A 15887-nucleotide genomic window follows, 5' to 3' on the forward strand; every position below is an offset into this window, starting at 1 on the left:
TTCATCTTCGAGTTTGCCGTGGAATATTCTCTTGTCCTTATGTTATTCACTCTTTTACAGAAACTAAACATCCGATTTGATGGAGCAGTGCGTTTCTTAATGGTTTGGACGGGTACAATAAGAAACAAAGGCAATATCATCGAAAAGGAGGATATTTGTAAAATGGAAAACAAGAAGTATATCGGTACATTTCATTCCATTGATACAGTTTTATATAAAATTACAGAATTGAAAGCGCAAGGCTATGATGAAAGTGATATGTATGTTGTTACCAATGAAGAAGATAATATTTCAATGCTTCGGGGACAGACCGGTGCCGAACTCCTCGGTACAGCAGATGATAATTGGTTAGATCGTTTTAAACTATTTTTGGGCGGTGAAGAACCCATTCTGAATGCTTTTTCACGCATGGGGTTTTCAGAACAGCAATCAAGGGGCTATTACAATGAGGTTAAAAATGGTGGCGTTGCTCTATTCGTTAAAAGTAAGGCACTGGATGAGATGGATAGTAGTACAGAACGTGGCCTGAGCGGAGAACTATTGGATGGTCAGGATGGAAACCAACAAATGATTGATAATGACGGTACGGTCCCACGCCTCAATACAAGAAACTTATGAGTGGCAGAAGACGGCTGTTTACCCATTGCAAACAGCCGTACTATTTTATATATATGTTGAACAAATGAATACCTAAATAAACTAAGCGGAGGCGCCCTACAAGGGGATCTTTATTTCAACTAAAATAGTTGTTATTACGGTTACCCTATTAGTTTCGCAAAATTTACATTCACGCCTTAATAATTTCACACTACCTCAACAAATTAAAAAGCCCCCTCCGTCTAAAAAAGGGGGACATACAGTCATATAATCAAAAGAATGATGCATATTGATACACTTATTCCTATTTCTTAACAGGTATGGACTTATAGCTATCACTGTTTGATAGATGACTTACTTTTTAAAGATTATCGATTGTTATTATCGGAAATTTTATCTTTTAGTTCTCCGATTTTCTTTTGCGCTTCGCCTTTTAACTTATCAAACTTACCTTCAGCTTGTAGTGAAGGATCATTTGTGGCATTGCCTATCTGATCCTTTGTTTCACCTTTCACTTTGTTTACTGTCCCTTTGACTTTGTCTGAGAAACTACCGTTTGTCATTGTAAAGCCTCCTTTTTATTCTTGTTAGATAATAGATACCCTGCATGAAAAAACATTAAACATGGGAGAAAAAAATAATACTCAATGGTATTTGTTCAGAATAGGTTCAAAAGGTCTAATTTATTGTATAAAAAGGTGACTAAACTTATGTACCCAACCTTCGATATATTACATATAATATAGGTAGATACAAAATAGTGGGAGGAGATGGGATGATTAGAAAAGGTCGATTTGCTTTATGGGATAAAAGGGAGTTTGAATTGGCTTCTTATCAACGACAATACTATTTGCAATCGGCGGATCCTTTAGACTTAAGGAATGGGTTCGTGAAGAAGAATGGATCTAACCATGTTTATATTAAGACTATTTCCGTCGAGGAATTAGAGGATGCGTATGAAGTCATTCCATATGGGATGATTGAAGGCTACCGTTTTGCAGTAGAAGGATATGATGATAAGACTGGGAAAGTTGCATTGGTAACAAACAATCCATTTGTCAAAGAACGGATCGAAGTGCGTCCTTATGGGGAATTTCAATACATAATAGAAATACTTCTTGAAGATATTGTAATTGAGGAAGATCGGGTTCCTATACTTGGATTTGATGGTTTATACACATAAAAAGGCAATTGTGCATGTCGATAAGACAACACGATTGCCTTTTTATTGTTTTAATAGCTGTAGTACGGACTGGGCTTGTTGCATGTGCATAGCGAGTACGTATTGACCGGCCTGAAGTAGAATGTTTGCTTTCGTGAGTGCCATCATTTCCTTGGCGATGTCGACATCTCTTATGCGGGATTCGGCTGCGATTAAGTTTTCTTCCATGACGAGTGTATTGTTGTAAGCATGTTCAAGCCGGTTTGTATAGGCACCTATTCTAGAGCGTTCTGAGGATACGTTTTTAATTGCATTGTCGAGTAATCCAATTGCATCATTGGCCTTGGATTGGGTTGAAATCGATGCGTCAGACAAACCGATTGTCTCTGCACTCATATCACCAATGAAAAATTCAATTGATTGGCCGGCATTCGCCCCGGCTTGAATCTTCAAGGAAGAGCGTGAACCGTCTAACAGTGGCAATGTATTGAACTCTGTATCTTTTGAAATACGAGTGATTTCCTTTTTTAGTTCTACAAATTCTAGAGAGAGGGCTTCACGATCGGAATCTGTCACTGTTCCATTGGCAGCCTGTACGCTTAGTTCACGCATCCGTTGCAGTATGGCGTGTGTTTCATTTAAAGCACCTTCAGCTGTTTGGAATAGGGAAATACCGTCTTGGATGTTGCGTCCCGCCATCGATAGACCTCGGATTTGCGCACGCATTTTCTCTGAAATTGCAAGGCCTGCTGGATCATCTGCAGCTCTGTTTATGCGCATACCTGAAGACAATCGCTCCATCGACCGCATTACTTGATTGTTTTGCATAGTCATATTGCGGATGACATTCATTCCTGTCGCCTGCCATATTCCAAGCATGGCACAACCTCCTCTTTACATGTTATATCGGTGATAATTGAGAGATATTAACAAACCGTCATAATCATGTTTGAAAAGTGATGAAAAAGGGTAGCCCATAGAAATAGGTATCTGCTCAGAATACGTATAAAGATGGTTGAACAGTTTAATCATAGGGGGCGAAATGTGTGCTTGAATTTAAAAATGTGTCAAAGATTTATGCTGGAGGTAAAAAAGCTGTAGATAACTTAGATTTACATATCAATGCAGGTGAATTTATCGTCTTTATCGGTCCGAGTGGTTGTGGAAAGACGACAACTATGAAGATGATCAATCGATTAGTTAAACCCACAGAGGGTAAAATATTGATCAATGGAGAAAATATTATGGAAAAGAACATCGTGCAATTGCGACGTTCAATTGGCTATGTCATTCAACAAATTGGTCTTTTCCCCCACATGACCATTCGAGAAAATATTGCACTTGTCCCGCGGCTTATGAAGAAGTCGGTTGAGGAGCGAAACAATAAGGCTGATGAGTTAATCGAACTTGTCAATATGCCGAAAGAATTCCTTGATCGCTACCCCCATGAACTAAGTGGAGGTCAGCAACAGCGTATCGGTGTACTTCGTGCATTAGCAGCTGATCCTCCCCTTATCCTTATGGACGAGCCTTTTGGTGCGCTAGATCCGATTACCCGCGATTCGTTACAGGCAGAATTCAAACATCTTCAAAGGACACTTGGTAAAACAATTATTTTTGTCACGCACGATATGGATGAAGCAATTAAGCTCGCAGATCGCATTGTAATTATGAAAGATGGCAAAATTGTGCAAATGGGAACTCCAGACGAAATTTTAAGAGATCCGGCCAATGAATTCGTAGAGGATTTCATCGGTAAAGACCGTCTTTTGCAAGCTCAACAACGTATACAGACGGTGGGACAAATTATGAACCCGAACCCTGTCTCCTTCAAAACGGAAGGGACACTGTCTCAAGCAGTTCAGCTTATGCGAGAGCGCCGTGTGGATTCGCTTCTTGTCGTTGATGAAAACAATGTACTGAAAGGTTTGCTCAATGTCGAGATGATAGACAGAGGCCGCAATATGGAAACGCAGGTCAAGGAAGTCATGTCTACGGAATTGACCGTCGTTCAGGAAGATACGCTTCTTCGTGAAGCAACGCGAAATATTCTTATACGTGGATTAAAATACGTAGCTGTTGTCGATGAAGATCGGCGTTTGGTCGGCTTGATTACAAGAACGAACCTTGTGGATATCGTCTATGACTCCATTTGGGGAGAAAGCGAAGAGCAGACACTTGGTCAGGTGTAAAGGAGGTTTTTGAATGAACGGATTTATTGATTTTTTCTCGGAGTATGGAAGCCAGTTGGCAACGAAGACTTGGGAACATTTGTACATATCATTTATTGCACTTTTTCTTGGAATCCTTGTTGCAGTACCAATTGGAATAATGCTTACAAAAGTGCCGAAGATAGCTGGTTTTGTATTGGGGGTAGTTGGAGTTATCCAGACATTTCCTAGTCTTGCGATTCTTGCGTTCTTCATACCACTTCTGGGAATCGGGAAAACACCCGCAATTGTTGCTTTATTCCTTTATTCGATGTTGCCAATCCTTAGAAATACGTTTATCGGTGTGAAAGAGGTCAATCAGGATCTCGTGGAGGCAGGTAGGGGAATGGGAATGACGGCGTTTGAACGTACGATGAACGTTGAACTTCCTCTGGCAATTCCTGTTATTATGGCTGGTGTAAGGCTGTCTGCAGTCTACCTTATTGGATGGGCAACACTTGCATCATTCATTGGTGGAGGTGGGCTTGGGGACTTTATCTTTGATGGTCTGAATCTATTTAGGACAGACTTGATTATTGGTGGTGCGATACCAGTTACGTTGCTTGCGCTACTAGTCGATTTCCTGCTCGGTCGTTTTGAATCCTTCGCTACGCCAAAAGGACTTAAAGAAAGCAGAAAAGTGGTTTCTTAAGGAGGGAAAAAGAGTGTTCAGAAAAAGTATGAAAAGAATAGTACTTCCATTATTGGCCGCCAGCCTGCTGATTGGGGGTTGTTCACTTCCAGGCCTCGGAGGAGGTAATGACACAATTCGAATTGCAACACTTACAAGTACGGAAACATCGACACTGGGTCATATGATTCGACTTATGATTGAAAAAGAAACAGATTTGAATGTTGAAATGGTGGAAAATTTAGGAACTTCAATCATTCAGCACCAGGCGTTGACGAGCGGGCAAGTAGATATTACAGCTGCACGCTACACGGGTACTGATATGTCGAGTATTTTAGAAGTAGAGCCCCTAGCAGATCCAGAAGAGGCAATGACGCTGGTCCAGGAAGAGTTTGATAAACGATTTGACCAGGTTTGGTACGATTCATACGGGTTCCAAAATACGTATGCGCTCACGGTAACAGCCGCCCTTGCTGAAAAAGAAGGACTTGAAACTGTCTCGGATATAGAAAAGATAGCTGATGATTTAACGCTGGGTGTAGACAACTCATGGTTGAACAGGGCAGGAGATGGCTATGAAGGATTCGTTGATACATATGGATTTACATTCGGAGAAGCATTGCCCATGTCTCTGGGGCTCGTCTACCAAGCGGTGAATAGTGGTAAGATGGATGTCGTTTTGGCCTATAGTACTGACGGACGTTTGAAAGCATTTAATTTGAAGACGCTTGAAGACGACAAGAAGTTTTTTCCGCCTTATGAATGTTCACCTGTGACGCGAAAAGATGTAATCGAACAGCACCCAGAAATTGATATAATCCTGAAGAAACTTGCAGGTAAAATCGACGGAGAAACAATGACACGTTTAAATTACGAGGCAGATGTTAATAAAAAAGAACCTGCAATCGTGGCACAAGAATTTTTGGAAGAAAACAATTACTTCAACTGAATCACGGGGGGTGAATGAATGGAAACGTTACAAGAACTTTGGTCATACTACACAGTGAATGGCACGTATGTGTGGGATCAGTTTGTCAGGCATTTCCTTATGTCTGCATACGGAGTCCTGTTCGCGGCGCTTGTTGGGATTCCAGTGGGTATTCTTATTGCCCGATACGGTAAATTGAGTGGATGGGTGTTATCGGTAACGAATATTATTCAAACTATTCCAGCCCTTGCAATGCTTGCTGTTCTAATGCTTGCGATGGGTCTTGGGCCGAACACAGTTGTTATGAGTTTATTTTTGTACTCTTTGCTACCTATTATAAAAAATACGTATACAGGTATAAAAAGTGTAGAAAAACCTATTTTAGAAGCTGGTCGTGCAATGGGGATGACACGGACGCAGATGCTCTTCATGGTAGAACTTCCGCTATCGTTATCAGTTATCATGGCAGGTTTGCGGACCGCTCTTGTTATTGCAATTGGTGTGGCAACAATTGGAGCTTTCATAGGTGGTGGAGGACTCGGCTCCATTATCATTCGAGGGACGAATGTGACAGATGGAGCATCCATTATTTTGGCCGGAGCAATTCCAACCGCATTAATGGCGGTCATCGCAGACCTCTTTATGGGATGGCTGGAACGTGTTTTATCTCCAGCAAACAGAAAAGCTGTAGCAAAACAATCAACATCTCCAAATACAGTGGCATGAAATTCCCCCCTTTTCTTTGAGGGAATATAAGCCTGAAAGTGCTTAGGGCGGGGAGGAAGAAGTTCTACATGAGCGAAATGGAGGAGATGAAGAGATGATTGAGAAATTTAATGTGAGGAAAGAAATATTTGAAGATACGCCAAATGAAACATTACACTTCGAGTTGACGTTGGACAGTAAGGAATATCAAGGTCATTATAAAGAGAATGAAGTGAGCTGGTTTCAAATGCAGCCTGATCAAGAAAATCATGAGATGAAGCTTGAAGATTTAGAAGTTGAAGTGAAAAAACGTATTAAAGAGTGGAAAGAAGATTAAATTAAATCAAGATTTGATTGAAAACTACCTAGTGACTGGGTAGTTTTTTTATATACCGTCAAGTGAGTTGTTTCGAGTGGCACTGATAAGCTTCTTTAGCATCATAACTATTTCGGTACTCCTGTTATATACAACGTATAACAGTCGTGGTATACTGAATTTACCATTAATAGTTAGAAAGGGTGTGAAGTTTATGTCTGAGCTCGCGAGTATTCCTTGGAATCTACTTATGCCATTGATTGTACTTCAATTCATTTTGATGATTGTTGCACTCGTTGATGTTATTCGCCATAGACGGACGAACGGTCCATTTATCATGTGGATTTTCATCATTGTTCTTGGCAGTTTGATTGGATCAATACTGTACTTTATCTTTGGGAGGCGGCAAGTATGACAAATTTACTTCAAGTAGATAATTTGACGAAGAAATATATCAATAATCATGTAGTGGATGCTGTCTCGTTCGAACTTGAAGAACATACAGCAACGGCTTTGATAGGGCCAAATGGAGCTGGAAAAACTACGACACTGTCTATGCTTGCAGGGTTAGTCTCGCCAACAAGCGGATCAATACAGTTCCAGGGTGCTGCAAAGCAGGATATCCGTTCGATTATCGGATTTCTTCCACAATATCCAAAGTTCTTTCCTTGGCTATCTGCACTTGAATTTACTGAAATGGCTGCACGACTAAGTGGGGTGGAAACAAAACAAGCAAGAATAGAAGCGAAAAAGACCTTGGAATTTGTAGGCCTAGGCGAAGCGATGAACAAAAAGACGGGCACTTTTTCCGGAGGAATGAAACAGCGTCTGGGGCTTGCGCAGGCAATTGTCCATAAACCAAAACTACTTTTACTCGATGAGCCGGTATCTGCACTTGATCCAGTTGGGCGCCGTCAAGTGATGGATTTGTTGAAAGACTTGCAAAGAAAAACGACGATTTTATATTCAACTCATATTTTAAATGACGCTGAAGAAATGACAGACCAGTTGCTGTTCTTACGGCATGGGAAACTTGTCGAACACGGTTCACTTGATGAAGTACGTGCGCGCTATGCGGAACCGAGAATCGTCATTGAATTCGAAGGGATGCAAGAGTTGCAGCGCTTTATGGAAGCAACTGCATGGCAAGTGACATCAAAAGGGTTGGTTGTTTCGATTGACGTTCGGTTGGAAGAAGCTGAAATGTCATCGGTCCTATCCATGTTAACCGCAGGCAAGTTCTTAGTGAGAAAAGTGGAACTGCAGACGGCGAGCCTTGAAGATATCTTCATGAAAGTGGCGGTGGTCTAATGAATGGATTTAGTGTGTTATTGCAGAAAGAATGGCGTGAACATACACGGAATTTCAAAATGTTATGGATTCCTCTCGTCTTTATTATATTCGGTATTTTGGAGCCCGTAACGAATCATTTTTTGCCTGAAATTATGAGAAGTGTAGGTAATATGCCAGAAGAAGCTGAATTCTTATGGCCAGAGTTCAAAGGAGAGGATATCTTCCAGTCATTGCTGGGGCAATATCAAATGATCGGTATTCTCGTTATAATTCTTGCTTTCATGGGGACGATTTCAGGAGAGCGGAAAAATGGAACGGCCACATTACTATATGTTCGCCCAATGTCATTTCGAAATTACTTTTTAAGTAAGTGGCTGGTCGTTAATGGGATTGTACTTGGAAGCGTCTGGCTCGGCTTTATGGCTGCCTGGTATTATATTGAAATCCTTTTTAACCATGTAGATGCAGGGGCAATATTTGCTTTTGTTGCGACGTATAGTTTATGGCTCGTCTTCGTTGTCACTGTTATTTTAGCGCTAAGCGCATGGCTTCCGACAGGTGGGGCGGCGGGCCTAGCGATTCTAATTACACTTGTCTACCAAATTATAGATTCGCTTATCGGTACCTATTGGACAGTATCACCATGGAAATTGTCGATGTATGCATCCTATTGGTTCGATTCGAACTCTGAACTGTCGGATTTATGGATGAGTTCGGGTCTGACAGTGATACTAATCGTCATCTTAATCGTATTCGGAGTATTTATGTCGAAACGGAATGCGGCAAAAACAACAGTGTAAATAACCCTTTGTGGTATAATTCGTATAAAGACGAATTATTCTGAAAGGGAGGGGTTCTAGATGACTACACGCAATTCAGATCGCTTCATATTCGCATTTAACCGTATTGAAAAATCTTTGGAAAAAATAAGTGGCTTAAGCAACTATATGTCTTTCCAGCGATTGATTGATAAATCCAAGCATTTGAATGCGGTTATTCGGAAATTTGAGCGGGATTTGCGGGAATGTGGTGATTTACGCAATGCAATTGTCCATAATCGGACTGATATTGAATATGCAATTGCAGAACCACATGATGATATTGTGGAACTAATTGAATATATTGACCGAGAACTTTCGAAACCTGTTACAGTCGGTGATATGTTTTTACGAAAAGTCCATATATTACAAGCTACTGATACACTTGCCTACGGATTGAGACTAATCCGGGAAAAAAAGTTCAATCAGATACCAATTTATCAGAGCAATAAATTCATTGGGCTTGTTACTGCGACAGGCATTACGTATTGGCTTGCAGATAATATGACAGATGAAATAATTTCCCGGGAAATGCCGACACTTCTCGACATTTATTCCCATGAAAAACAAAAAAACACGTATCGATTTATAAGAATGGATCTTTCTGTTTATGAAGCGGAGGAATATTTTAAAAAGTCTGTTGCTGAAGGAAAACGTCTTGAGGCACTTCTCATTACGGAAAGTGGAAGACCGGAAGAGAAACTACTTGGAATTATTACACCGCTGGATCTGATGAAAATAGATTAAAAAGCAGTGCCCATTCACAATAAGTGAATGGACACTGCTTTTTTTAGGGATTGAGGGAATTTACTTTGCTCGATATAGCGTTTTCTGTAATAGGCAGTTGTTTCTTTGTTGATGTTTTCATTTTAAGTTATTTTTGAATGGTGAAGAACTGATTCTTGCTGCTTGTACTCGTATGGCATTCTCAGAACAGTAATCACGGGTTTATTATGATGGGATAAAAGTTTGAGGGATTGCGCTATTCATAGATACTCCGAATCCAATTCACAGCGTTAGAATGAAAGTGGAATAATCAGTGCGATGAAAAACTATATATGTTGAACAAGTGAATACGGCGTATGCACTTTACAAGGGATTTTGGGAGTCCGCTGAAAAATTCTAATACTTGGAACGAAATAGAAACCCACCAATACCGCTTCGACGCTTTGTGGATGCCTCCCGCGATCAATGAACAAAATCGGACAAAAATCATGGGATAGTATGCTCAAGAGTATTGAAAAGGACCATGGTGTTAAATTGGTAATGTTGCATTGGACATCAATGAATAAGCTGATTTACTTACTATCAAATTCAAGTACAACAATTGGTGATGCATTAACAGACTTTCTAGTTACTAGTGCAGGTTTTAACTCGACTTTTGCCGAAATTATAGCTAGGGGGTTCGTATTGGTTTTCTTATAATATAGTCGAATATGTAGAGAGCTCCCAATTAAAAAAGTAGCTCTCTTTTTTAAAAGTAAGTCTTTAAATCTATAAACACAACAAGAACTCTATTTTATCTTCACAAAAGTACAGTCTAAAAACATTCGGGTTATTTGCTCAAGCAAACTCCCTCATAACTCCCTTTTAATTATTATGTTCTATTCTAGAAAGAGAAATTATATAATTGAAAATTGTCGGAGGTGCTTAAAATGAATGCAAAGAAGAAAGTATTGTTAGGAATCATAATAGCTTTGATGATTTTTGTCGTAGTATTTCATGTGATTTTAGGAATTGAGTCGAAATGGATGCAGATTTTGATTCTATTTATTGTTTTTCTGTGGGGATATTTTTTGCTTGGAAACTTTAATGATACAAAGGGGTCGGATAAAAGTTCCCGATAGTTTAGTTAACATATTTCCTCTCTCTTTTTCGAGTTTAGTACTCATATTTAGACACCGTTTTCATGATTATTGTATGATACTCCGTCTTGCAATCATTGAACTCGCCACGAATCGAACACAAAAAGGACTCCCTCTCAAATGGTACCTATTTATAACTTCAGGTAAAATGTCAATTATAAAAGTTATATATAATTGATGATAATAATTTAAGGGGAATTCAAAAATGAAAAAAAGGTTTAAAGCTAAATTAAAAGAACACTTAAGTGGAGGCATTATTAAAATTGTAGTAGATACCGAAACAGGTGTAAATTATCTCATGACAAGTGGTTTGGGATTGAGTGGAATGACACCGTTACTAGATAAAGATGGGAAAATTGTGATCGATTAATATCTAGATAAAAGTTCCTTTGGATTCTTATCGTGGCATACTAGCGATTTATACATGATTTCAATGGTCAAATTTAACATCAGTTGAGAATGAGGCCTTACCAATAAGTGTGCACACAACTACTTAAAAGTATAATAGGTTTGAGTAACTAGTTTTTATTGTTAAGAAACAAAAAGGCGCAAAAAAATCGTCTTCAAGGGATTCATTTCTCTTGAAGACGATTTTAAATTTTATCCTAAATACAATGAAGATCAATGTTCAGAGCTCAAGGAGAGTCCGATTACCAGCCTTTCATCTTTGTTCTTCGTAATGTATTCAACATACACAACACCCCTTCTCAATTTTCCATCTTTAAAATACAAACTTAAATTTCTCATTAATTGGTGGAAAGACTGAAACAATTGCAAGTAGCGTAGAATTCAAATCATCTACCCCAAAAGAAGACCCCTTTTAGTCTTATCGCTCCGGCTACCATGAAGACGCGCCTTCGCTGGATGGTCTATGTGAGAAAGCGCATTTCATTAGCTGTGATGAAATCTGCAAGCTGGAGTGCATCTTTCTTGAATATAATTAGTATCAACTAGTAATCACCTTATAATCTCAGCATATACATCTCAAAATGACATTTCTCTCGATAATGAACACCCTAGCGCAGGCGCGGCAAAGGCATCCCCAAAGCACCAAACGTTCTACAATTCACACCACGAATTAAAACACTCCCCTTATTAAGCGCCACAGTAAATCCAATGGAATTCTTTAATTCAACATATATAGTAAAAAAACAGCTTTTTTATGTGTAATTCTACCAGTTTTTTTTGTGGAAATATGACGAAAAATGTATACACAATTTTCAATCTATTATGTATAATGGATATATAATATAACTAGTGGGGGAGATGAAGTGATAAGAAAAGGACGTTTTGCTGTATGGGGAAACAAAGAGTTTGAACTAATTTCCTATCAACGACAATACTACTTACAATCGGAAAATCCTTTAGACATGGAGAATGGGTTCGTAAGGAAAAATGGGGAAAAACAGATTTTCATTAAACCAGTTTCCATTAGGGAATTGGAGGATGCGTATGAAATCGTTCCGTATGCGATGATCGCAGGCTATCGATTTTCTTTAGAAGGATACAATGAAAAGACTGGTAAAGTTGCGCTTGTGACAAATAATTCTTTTGTCAAAGAGAAGGTCGACGTGCAAGCTTACGGGAAGTTTGAATATATAATTGAAGTTTCGTTAGACGAGATCCGATTAGAGGAAGATCGAATTCCGATACGTGGCTTTGAAGGTTTGCACACATAAAAAGGTAATCGTGTACGCTGAAATGACAGTGCACATGATTACCTATTATGGTTTTAACGGCTGAAGGATTAATGATTTTGGGGAAAAGATAAGAAATTATACGTTTTTCACTTGAAGTAGTGTCTAGACTCTAGGGCTTTTCTTATCTGATAAAAATTGATCGAAAAAGAAGTACCTTACTTCATGTAACGGGAACAAAGGCACTGCTTTTTACGAATCAGTTTTTTGAGTTAGATAACGTACTTTTAGTGTGGATCTTCCAATGTTACTTTTTATTAGTAAACTTGTCTTTCAGTTCACCGAACTTATCTTGTGCTTGCCCTTTAAACTTGTCGACCTTATCGCTGTCCATTGCGGTTCCGATTTTGTTTTTCACTTCGCCAAATTTGTCCTGCGCTTGCCCTTTAAATTTGTCAACCTTGTCATTGTCCATTGCGGTTCCGATTTTGTTTTTCACTTCGCCAAATTTATCCTGTGCTTGCCCTTTAAACTTATCGACCTTGTCGTTATCCATTGCCGTATCGAATTTGTCTTTCACTTCGCCTTTTACTTTGTTTACAGCGCCTTTGAATTTGTCGGAAAAACTGTTGCTCATAATAAAACCCCCATTTGGTTAATTATACAACTATATACCTGACAACGAATATAGTAAACGTTATAGCAAGTTTGGTAAGAAGCATCATTTTATTAGCTATCGATTTTCGGACTACAGGTTTCGATAGGGGTCAAGTTATCTTCGAAGACAATCGCAAAGCTGACAAATGCTACGATGTGAAATGAATTTCATGATTCAAGTAAGAAATCGCTGATAAATGTGCATGATAGGAATGGCAAACTGTAAAAAGAATTAACTAAATGGAGGCGATGTTATGATCGGAAATTTTAATGTGCGGAAAGAAATATTTGAAGATACACAATACGAAACGTTACATTTCGAGTTGACGTTGGACGGAAAAGAATACCAAGGACATTATAAAGACGAGGAAGTGAACTGGTTTCAAATGCAGCCTGACCAGGAAAATCATTTAATGAAGCTTGAAGATCTGGAAGCTGAAGTGAAAGAACGTTTAAGAGAATGGGAAGAACAATGAACCGGAAGTTGTTCAGATACCGCCTACCACTAGGTGGTTTTCTTTAAAGATACAAAACTATAAGTTTTTCATCTGGAGCAGTGTCTAGACTCGAGCGCATAGCCCCTGGTCCCACATGAAGTAGGCCATGCAGTGGAGAGGGGCTAAACTAGATCACTCTTCGTTGCGACAGGAAGTCGGCCAGCAAGTGTCGGGGCTACCAAGGGGCTTGCGCTTTTCTTATTAGTGCAAAACCTTGTAGTATTGGACTCATAAGAAAGTATTCTGGGGGGCAGGAAAGATGACAGCGAAAGGTAGAATTGGGATGTACGGCGGGAAATTTTTACCGGTACATTTAGGCCATGTGAATGCGATGGTAATGGCTTCAACAATCGTCGACGAATTACATGTCGTTGTTTCATATGATGAAGAATATGAGGAAGAAGTTTTCGAAGGGACAGGAATGAAACCAATTTCAGCGGTTCAACGACTTCGTTGGTGGAGCGAAATTACGGCTGATTTGGATCATGTATTTGTACATAGTGTTGAAGAAAAGCAAACAGGGAAATTTGAAGACTGGACGGCAGGTGCGAAAGCGATTAAAGCGTGTATAGGGAAAACAATCGATACGGTCTTCAGTTCTGAGAGTAGTTATAATGAATACTTTAATGAGTTATATCCAGACGCTGAACATATCGTGCTTGATAATGATCGTGAGCTATTTGACATTTCGGCAACAAAGATTAGGGATGAAGGGCCTTACGTTCATTGGCATATGATTCCCCAAGAAGTCCGTCCCTATTTTGTGAAAAAGGTTGCTGTCATTGGGACGGAGAGTAGTGGGAAGTCAACGCTCGTTCGAAATCTAGCACGCGTGTATAATACGTCATATGTTGAGGAATACGGTCGTACATATTATGACAAATTCAAAGATTCTATGTCGATTACGCTAGAAAGTGATTACCATGAAATTGCGTTTGAGCATAAATATCATGAACGTATGCAAACAAGGACGGCAAATAAAGTGCTTTTTATCGACACTGAAGCGATTGTTACCCAGTATTATTCGGAGTTATATGTCGGGAAAAGGCTAGATATCCTAACTGAAGTGGCAAAGTTACAAGAGTATGATTTACATATTTATTTGGAGCCCGATGTGGCGTGGGTGAACGATGGTATACGTGTTCACGGAGATCAGTCCATTCGAGAAGAAAATAACCGTAAGTTAAAGAAAATGTTTGATGATGCTGGCGTTGACTATGACATTGTAAGTGGGGATTATGAAGAGCGATTTGAAAGATGTAAGGCATTGGTGAAAGCGATTATGAAGTAAATAGAATGAGGCTGCCTGTATCGGGGAGCCTCTTTTTCATTTCATAGGAAACTATAAAATCTCGTACTTTGAATAACCTTCAAAAGAAGCTATTTCACTTCTAGACTCCAGCGCCTCTGACCAGGCGCTGGCACTTTTGGTCGGTTTTTCTAACACCTATTTCAAGCGATATAGCACATCATCATCTTCGGCAGGGTTCCCTCTACCATCGGTATTATTTGTTATGAAAAATAATGACTCGCCATCCGAAAACACGTCTCGGATGCGGCCATAGCCTTCTATTTTCTCAAGGAGTTTGCCAGCCAATGGGTCAATGACAAGAATCGCCTCACCGCGGAGTGCAGCAACGTACAACAATCCCTTGTGAAAAGTAATGCCTGATGGCGCCCATGTTTCTCCAGTACCAGAGGTGAGAAGTGGTGTTTCCATGCCTTCTGCTAATTCCGTTCCCTCGATGATTGGCCATCCATAATTGTTCCCGGCTTCAATTTTATTAATTTCATCATTTGCAGATTGACCGTGTTCTGATGCATATAATACTCCGCTTTCATCCCACGCAAGCCCTTGTGAATTTCGATGTCCGATGCTCACCAATTCAAATGTGTTGCCATCAGTTAACCGGATTATTTTCCCGTTGAATAAATCAGTGTCTTGTGCTGAATCAGGATTTGCCCCATCGCCAATTGTTGCATATAAAACACCATTCGGAGAGAGTGCAAGACGCCCGCCATGATGGACTGGACCTGATACGATTCCGTCCAAGAGTATGTCTTTTTCATGCCACGAAGTTCCGTCGTAGTGTAATGTTACGATTCGATTTACAGGAGTACCTTCTAAATCATATGTGTAGTAGGCATATGCTTCATGCGATTTCAGAAAATCCTTTTTCAACACGAAACCAAGCAGACCAGATTCAGCTACATTTGCTAAGGACTCCGAAAGAAAGACATCCTCGCGTAAAGTTTGACCGTTTCCCCATACCTTAACAACTGACCCTTCTTTCTCAGAGATGAAAAAATGTTCTCCATCGAAATCAATGGACCATGGTGCGATGAGATTTACCGTAACTTTTTCTGCGAGATTAGGATTCGCATGGGGTGAAGGACGTGCTTGATCGGTGCAACCAGCTAATATTAATAGAAAACAGAAGAGGAAAAGGCGTTTCATTGGAAAACTCCTTTCGTATTTCGTTTTTTTCAGTATATCCCGTTATGCGTGTGAGTAAAAATTAAGTTGATCAAAAAAATCCATGTATTGTATAAAAAATGGATAGGACTGCC

The 15887-nt window shown here is 39.6% G+C and carries 19 protein-coding genes; 15 read left to right on the forward strand and 4 right to left on the reverse strand.

Annotated features, from left to right (window positions below):
- The first annotated feature begins 162 nt into the window (after positions 1 to 162).
- Positions 163 to 618, forward strand: coding sequence for a general stress protein (locus MKZ26_RS15620; protein ID WP_340766718.1), 456 nt, complete (start codon positions 163 to 165; stop codon positions 616 to 618).
- Positions 619 to 965: 347 nt separating this feature from the next.
- Here the strand turns inward: MKZ26_RS15620 and MKZ26_RS15625 are convergent, their stop codons facing one another.
- Positions 966 to 1160: a CsbD family protein gene (locus MKZ26_RS15625; RefSeq protein ID WP_340766719.1), complete on the reverse strand. Its 195-nt coding sequence runs from the start codon at positions 1158 to 1160 to the stop codon at positions 966 to 968.
- A gap of 212 nt (positions 1161 to 1372) precedes the next feature.
- Between MKZ26_RS15625 and MKZ26_RS15630 the strand changes: the two genes are divergently transcribed.
- Positions 1373 to 1780 (forward strand): hypothetical protein, encoded by a 408-nt coding sequence (locus MKZ26_RS15630; RefSeq protein ID WP_340766720.1) that lies wholly within the window; start codon positions 1373 to 1375, stop codon positions 1778 to 1780.
- 42 nt (positions 1781 to 1822) lie between these two features.
- On the opposite strand, the gene MKZ26_RS15635 is transcribed toward MKZ26_RS15630, so the two are convergent.
- Positions 1823 to 2638, reverse strand: coding sequence for a flagellin N-terminal helical domain-containing protein (locus MKZ26_RS15635; protein WP_067213641.1), 816 nt, complete (start codon positions 2636 to 2638; stop codon positions 1823 to 1825).
- Positions 2639 to 2805: 167 nt separating this feature from the next.
- Here MKZ26_RS15635 and MKZ26_RS15640 point away from each other — a divergent pair, with 167 nt between their 5' ends.
- The 11 genes from MKZ26_RS15640 (at position 2806) to MKZ26_RS15690 (ending at position 12204) form a co-directional block, all read left to right on the forward strand.
- Positions 2806 to 3951 (forward strand): betaine/proline/choline family ABC transporter ATP-binding protein, encoded by a 1146-nt coding sequence (locus MKZ26_RS15640; RefSeq protein WP_340766721.1) that lies wholly within the window; start codon positions 2806 to 2808, stop codon positions 3949 to 3951.
- Positions 3952 to 3964: 13 nt separating this feature from the next.
- The gene (locus MKZ26_RS15645; protein ID WP_067213639.1) at positions 3965 to 4621 is read left to right on the forward strand and encodes an ABC transporter permease; all 657 of its coding nucleotides are present in this window, start codon (positions 3965 to 3967) and stop codon (positions 4619 to 4621) included.
- A gap of 28 nt (positions 4622 to 4649) precedes the next feature.
- Positions 4650 to 5549 carry an osmoprotectant ABC transporter substrate-binding protein gene (locus MKZ26_RS15650; protein ID WP_340767668.1) on the forward strand — a complete coding sequence of 300 codons (900 nt, stop codon included), beginning with the start codon at positions 4650 to 4652 and terminating at the stop codon, positions 5547 to 5549.
- A gap of 18 nt (positions 5550 to 5567) precedes the next feature.
- Entirely contained in the window at positions 5568 to 6254 is a 687-nt protein-coding gene (locus tag MKZ26_RS15655) for an ABC transporter permease (protein ID WP_340766722.1), read from the forward strand.
- Positions 6255 to 6348: 94 nt separating this feature from the next.
- Complete coding sequence (locus MKZ26_RS15660) at positions 6349 to 6570, forward strand: hypothetical protein (RefSeq protein ID WP_340766723.1); 222 nt, start codon at positions 6349 to 6351, stop codon at positions 6568 to 6570.
- A 193-nt stretch (positions 6571 to 6763) separates the two neighbouring features.
- Positions 6764 to 6964 carry a PLDc N-terminal domain-containing protein gene (locus tag MKZ26_RS15665; protein ID WP_340766724.1) on the forward strand — a complete coding sequence of 67 codons (201 nt, stop codon included), beginning with the start codon at positions 6764 to 6766 and terminating at the stop codon, positions 6962 to 6964.
- Positions 6961 to 7860 (forward strand): ABC transporter ATP-binding protein, encoded by a 900-nt coding sequence (locus tag MKZ26_RS15670; protein ID WP_067213635.1) that lies wholly within the window; start codon positions 6961 to 6963, stop codon positions 7858 to 7860. Before MKZ26_RS15665 ends, MKZ26_RS15670 begins: the two co-directional genes overlap by 4 nt.
- The gene (locus tag MKZ26_RS15675) at positions 7860 to 8642 is read left to right on the forward strand and encodes an ABC transporter permease (protein ID WP_340766725.1); all 783 of its coding nucleotides are present in this window, start codon (positions 7860 to 7862) and stop codon (positions 8640 to 8642) included. The genes MKZ26_RS15670 and MKZ26_RS15675 overlap by 1 nt, the downstream gene beginning before the upstream one ends.
- A gap of 60 nt (positions 8643 to 8702) precedes the next feature.
- A complete protein-coding gene (locus MKZ26_RS15680; RefSeq protein WP_340766726.1) occupies positions 8703 to 9407 on the forward strand; it encodes a CBS domain-containing protein in 705 nt (234 codons plus the stop codon).
- A gap of 1323 nt (positions 9408 to 10730) precedes the next feature.
- Positions 10731 to 10895 (forward strand): DUF6440 family protein, encoded by a 165-nt coding sequence (locus tag MKZ26_RS15685; protein WP_340766727.1) that lies wholly within the window; start codon positions 10731 to 10733, stop codon positions 10893 to 10895.
- A gap of 901 nt (positions 10896 to 11796) precedes the next feature.
- Positions 11797 to 12204 carry a hypothetical protein gene (locus tag MKZ26_RS15690; protein WP_067213632.1) on the forward strand — a complete coding sequence of 136 codons (408 nt, stop codon included), beginning with the start codon at positions 11797 to 11799 and terminating at the stop codon, positions 12202 to 12204.
- A gap of 265 nt (positions 12205 to 12469) precedes the next feature.
- On the opposite strand, the gene MKZ26_RS15695 is transcribed toward MKZ26_RS15690, so the two are convergent.
- Positions 12470 to 12799, reverse strand: a complete 330-nt coding sequence (locus MKZ26_RS15695; RefSeq protein WP_067213631.1) for a hypothetical protein — start codon at positions 12797 to 12799, stop codon at positions 12470 to 12472.
- A gap of 274 nt (positions 12800 to 13073) precedes the next feature.
- Between MKZ26_RS15695 and MKZ26_RS15700 the strand changes: the two genes are divergently transcribed.
- Together MKZ26_RS15700 and nadR are read left to right on the forward strand one after the other, a co-directional pair.
- Positions 13074 to 13295: a hypothetical protein gene (locus tag MKZ26_RS15700; RefSeq protein WP_340766728.1), complete on the forward strand. Its 222-nt coding sequence runs from the start codon at positions 13074 to 13076 to the stop codon at positions 13293 to 13295.
- Positions 13296 to 13575: 280 nt separating this feature from the next.
- Positions 13576 to 14607, forward strand: coding sequence for a multifunctional transcriptional regulator/nicotinamide-nucleotide adenylyltransferase/ribosylnicotinamide kinase NadR (nadR, locus tag MKZ26_RS15705; protein ID WP_340766729.1), 1032 nt, complete (start codon positions 13576 to 13578; stop codon positions 14605 to 14607).
- A gap of 156 nt (positions 14608 to 14763) precedes the next feature.
- On the opposite strand, the gene MKZ26_RS15710 is transcribed toward nadR, so the two are convergent.
- Positions 14764 to 15774, reverse strand: a complete 1011-nt coding sequence (locus MKZ26_RS15710) for a PQQ-dependent sugar dehydrogenase (RefSeq protein WP_340766730.1) — start codon at positions 15772 to 15774, stop codon at positions 14764 to 14766.
- Positions 15775 to 15887: the final 113 nt, after the last annotated feature.

Origin of the sequence: Sporosarcina sp. FSL K6-6792 (genome assembly GCF_038004885.1) — a bacterium.
GTDB lineage: Bacteria > Bacillota > Bacilli > Bacillales_A > Planococcaceae > Sporosarcina > Sporosarcina psychrophila.

Coding starts and splice junctions, on each gene's coding strand:
- MKZ26_RS15620 (WP_340766718.1), top strand. CDS start 163: ATGGAAAACAAGAAGTATATCGGTACATTTCATTCCATTGATACAGTT.
- MKZ26_RS15625 (WP_340766719.1), bottom strand. CDS start 1,160: ATGACAAACGGTAGTTTCTCAGACAAAGTCAAAGGGACAGTAAACAAA.
- MKZ26_RS15630 (WP_340766720.1), top strand. CDS start 1,373: ATGATTAGAAAAGGTCGATTTGCTTTATGGGATAAAAGGGAGTTTGAA.
- MKZ26_RS15635 (WP_067213641.1), bottom strand. CDS start 2,638: ATGCTTGGAATATGGCAGGCGACAGGAATGAATGTCATCCGCAATATG.
- MKZ26_RS15645 (WP_067213639.1), top strand. CDS start 3,965: ATGAACGGATTTATTGATTTTTTCTCGGAGTATGGAAGCCAGTTGGCA.
- MKZ26_RS15650 (WP_340767668.1), top strand. CDS start 4,650: ATGAAAAGAATAGTACTTCCATTATTGGCCGCCAGCCTGCTGATTGGG.
- MKZ26_RS15655 (WP_340766722.1), top strand. CDS start 5,568: ATGGAAACGTTACAAGAACTTTGGTCATACTACACAGTGAATGGCACG.
- MKZ26_RS15660 (WP_340766723.1), top strand. CDS start 6,349: ATGATTGAGAAATTTAATGTGAGGAAAGAAATATTTGAAGATACGCCA.
- MKZ26_RS15665 (WP_340766724.1), top strand. CDS start 6,764: ATGTCTGAGCTCGCGAGTATTCCTTGGAATCTACTTATGCCATTGATT.
- MKZ26_RS15670 (WP_067213635.1), top strand. CDS start 6,961: ATGACAAATTTACTTCAAGTAGATAATTTGACGAAGAAATATATCAAT.
- MKZ26_RS15675 (WP_340766725.1), top strand. CDS start 7,860: ATGAATGGATTTAGTGTGTTATTGCAGAAAGAATGGCGTGAACATACA.
- MKZ26_RS15680 (WP_340766726.1), top strand. CDS start 8,703: ATGACTACACGCAATTCAGATCGCTTCATATTCGCATTTAACCGTATT.
- MKZ26_RS15685 (WP_340766727.1), top strand. CDS start 10,731: ATGAAAAAAAGGTTTAAAGCTAAATTAAAAGAACACTTAAGTGGAGGC.
- MKZ26_RS15695 (WP_067213631.1), bottom strand. CDS start 12,799: ATGAGCAACAGTTTTTCCGACAAATTCAAAGGCGCTGTAAACAAAGTA.
- MKZ26_RS15700 (WP_340766728.1), top strand. CDS start 13,074: ATGATCGGAAATTTTAATGTGCGGAAAGAAATATTTGAAGATACACAA.
- nadR (WP_340766729.1), top strand. CDS start 13,576: ATGACAGCGAAAGGTAGAATTGGGATGTACGGCGGGAAATTTTTACCG.
- MKZ26_RS15710 (WP_340766730.1), bottom strand. CDS start 15,774: ATGAAACGCCTTTTCCTCTTCTGTTTTCTATTAATATTAGCTGGTTGC.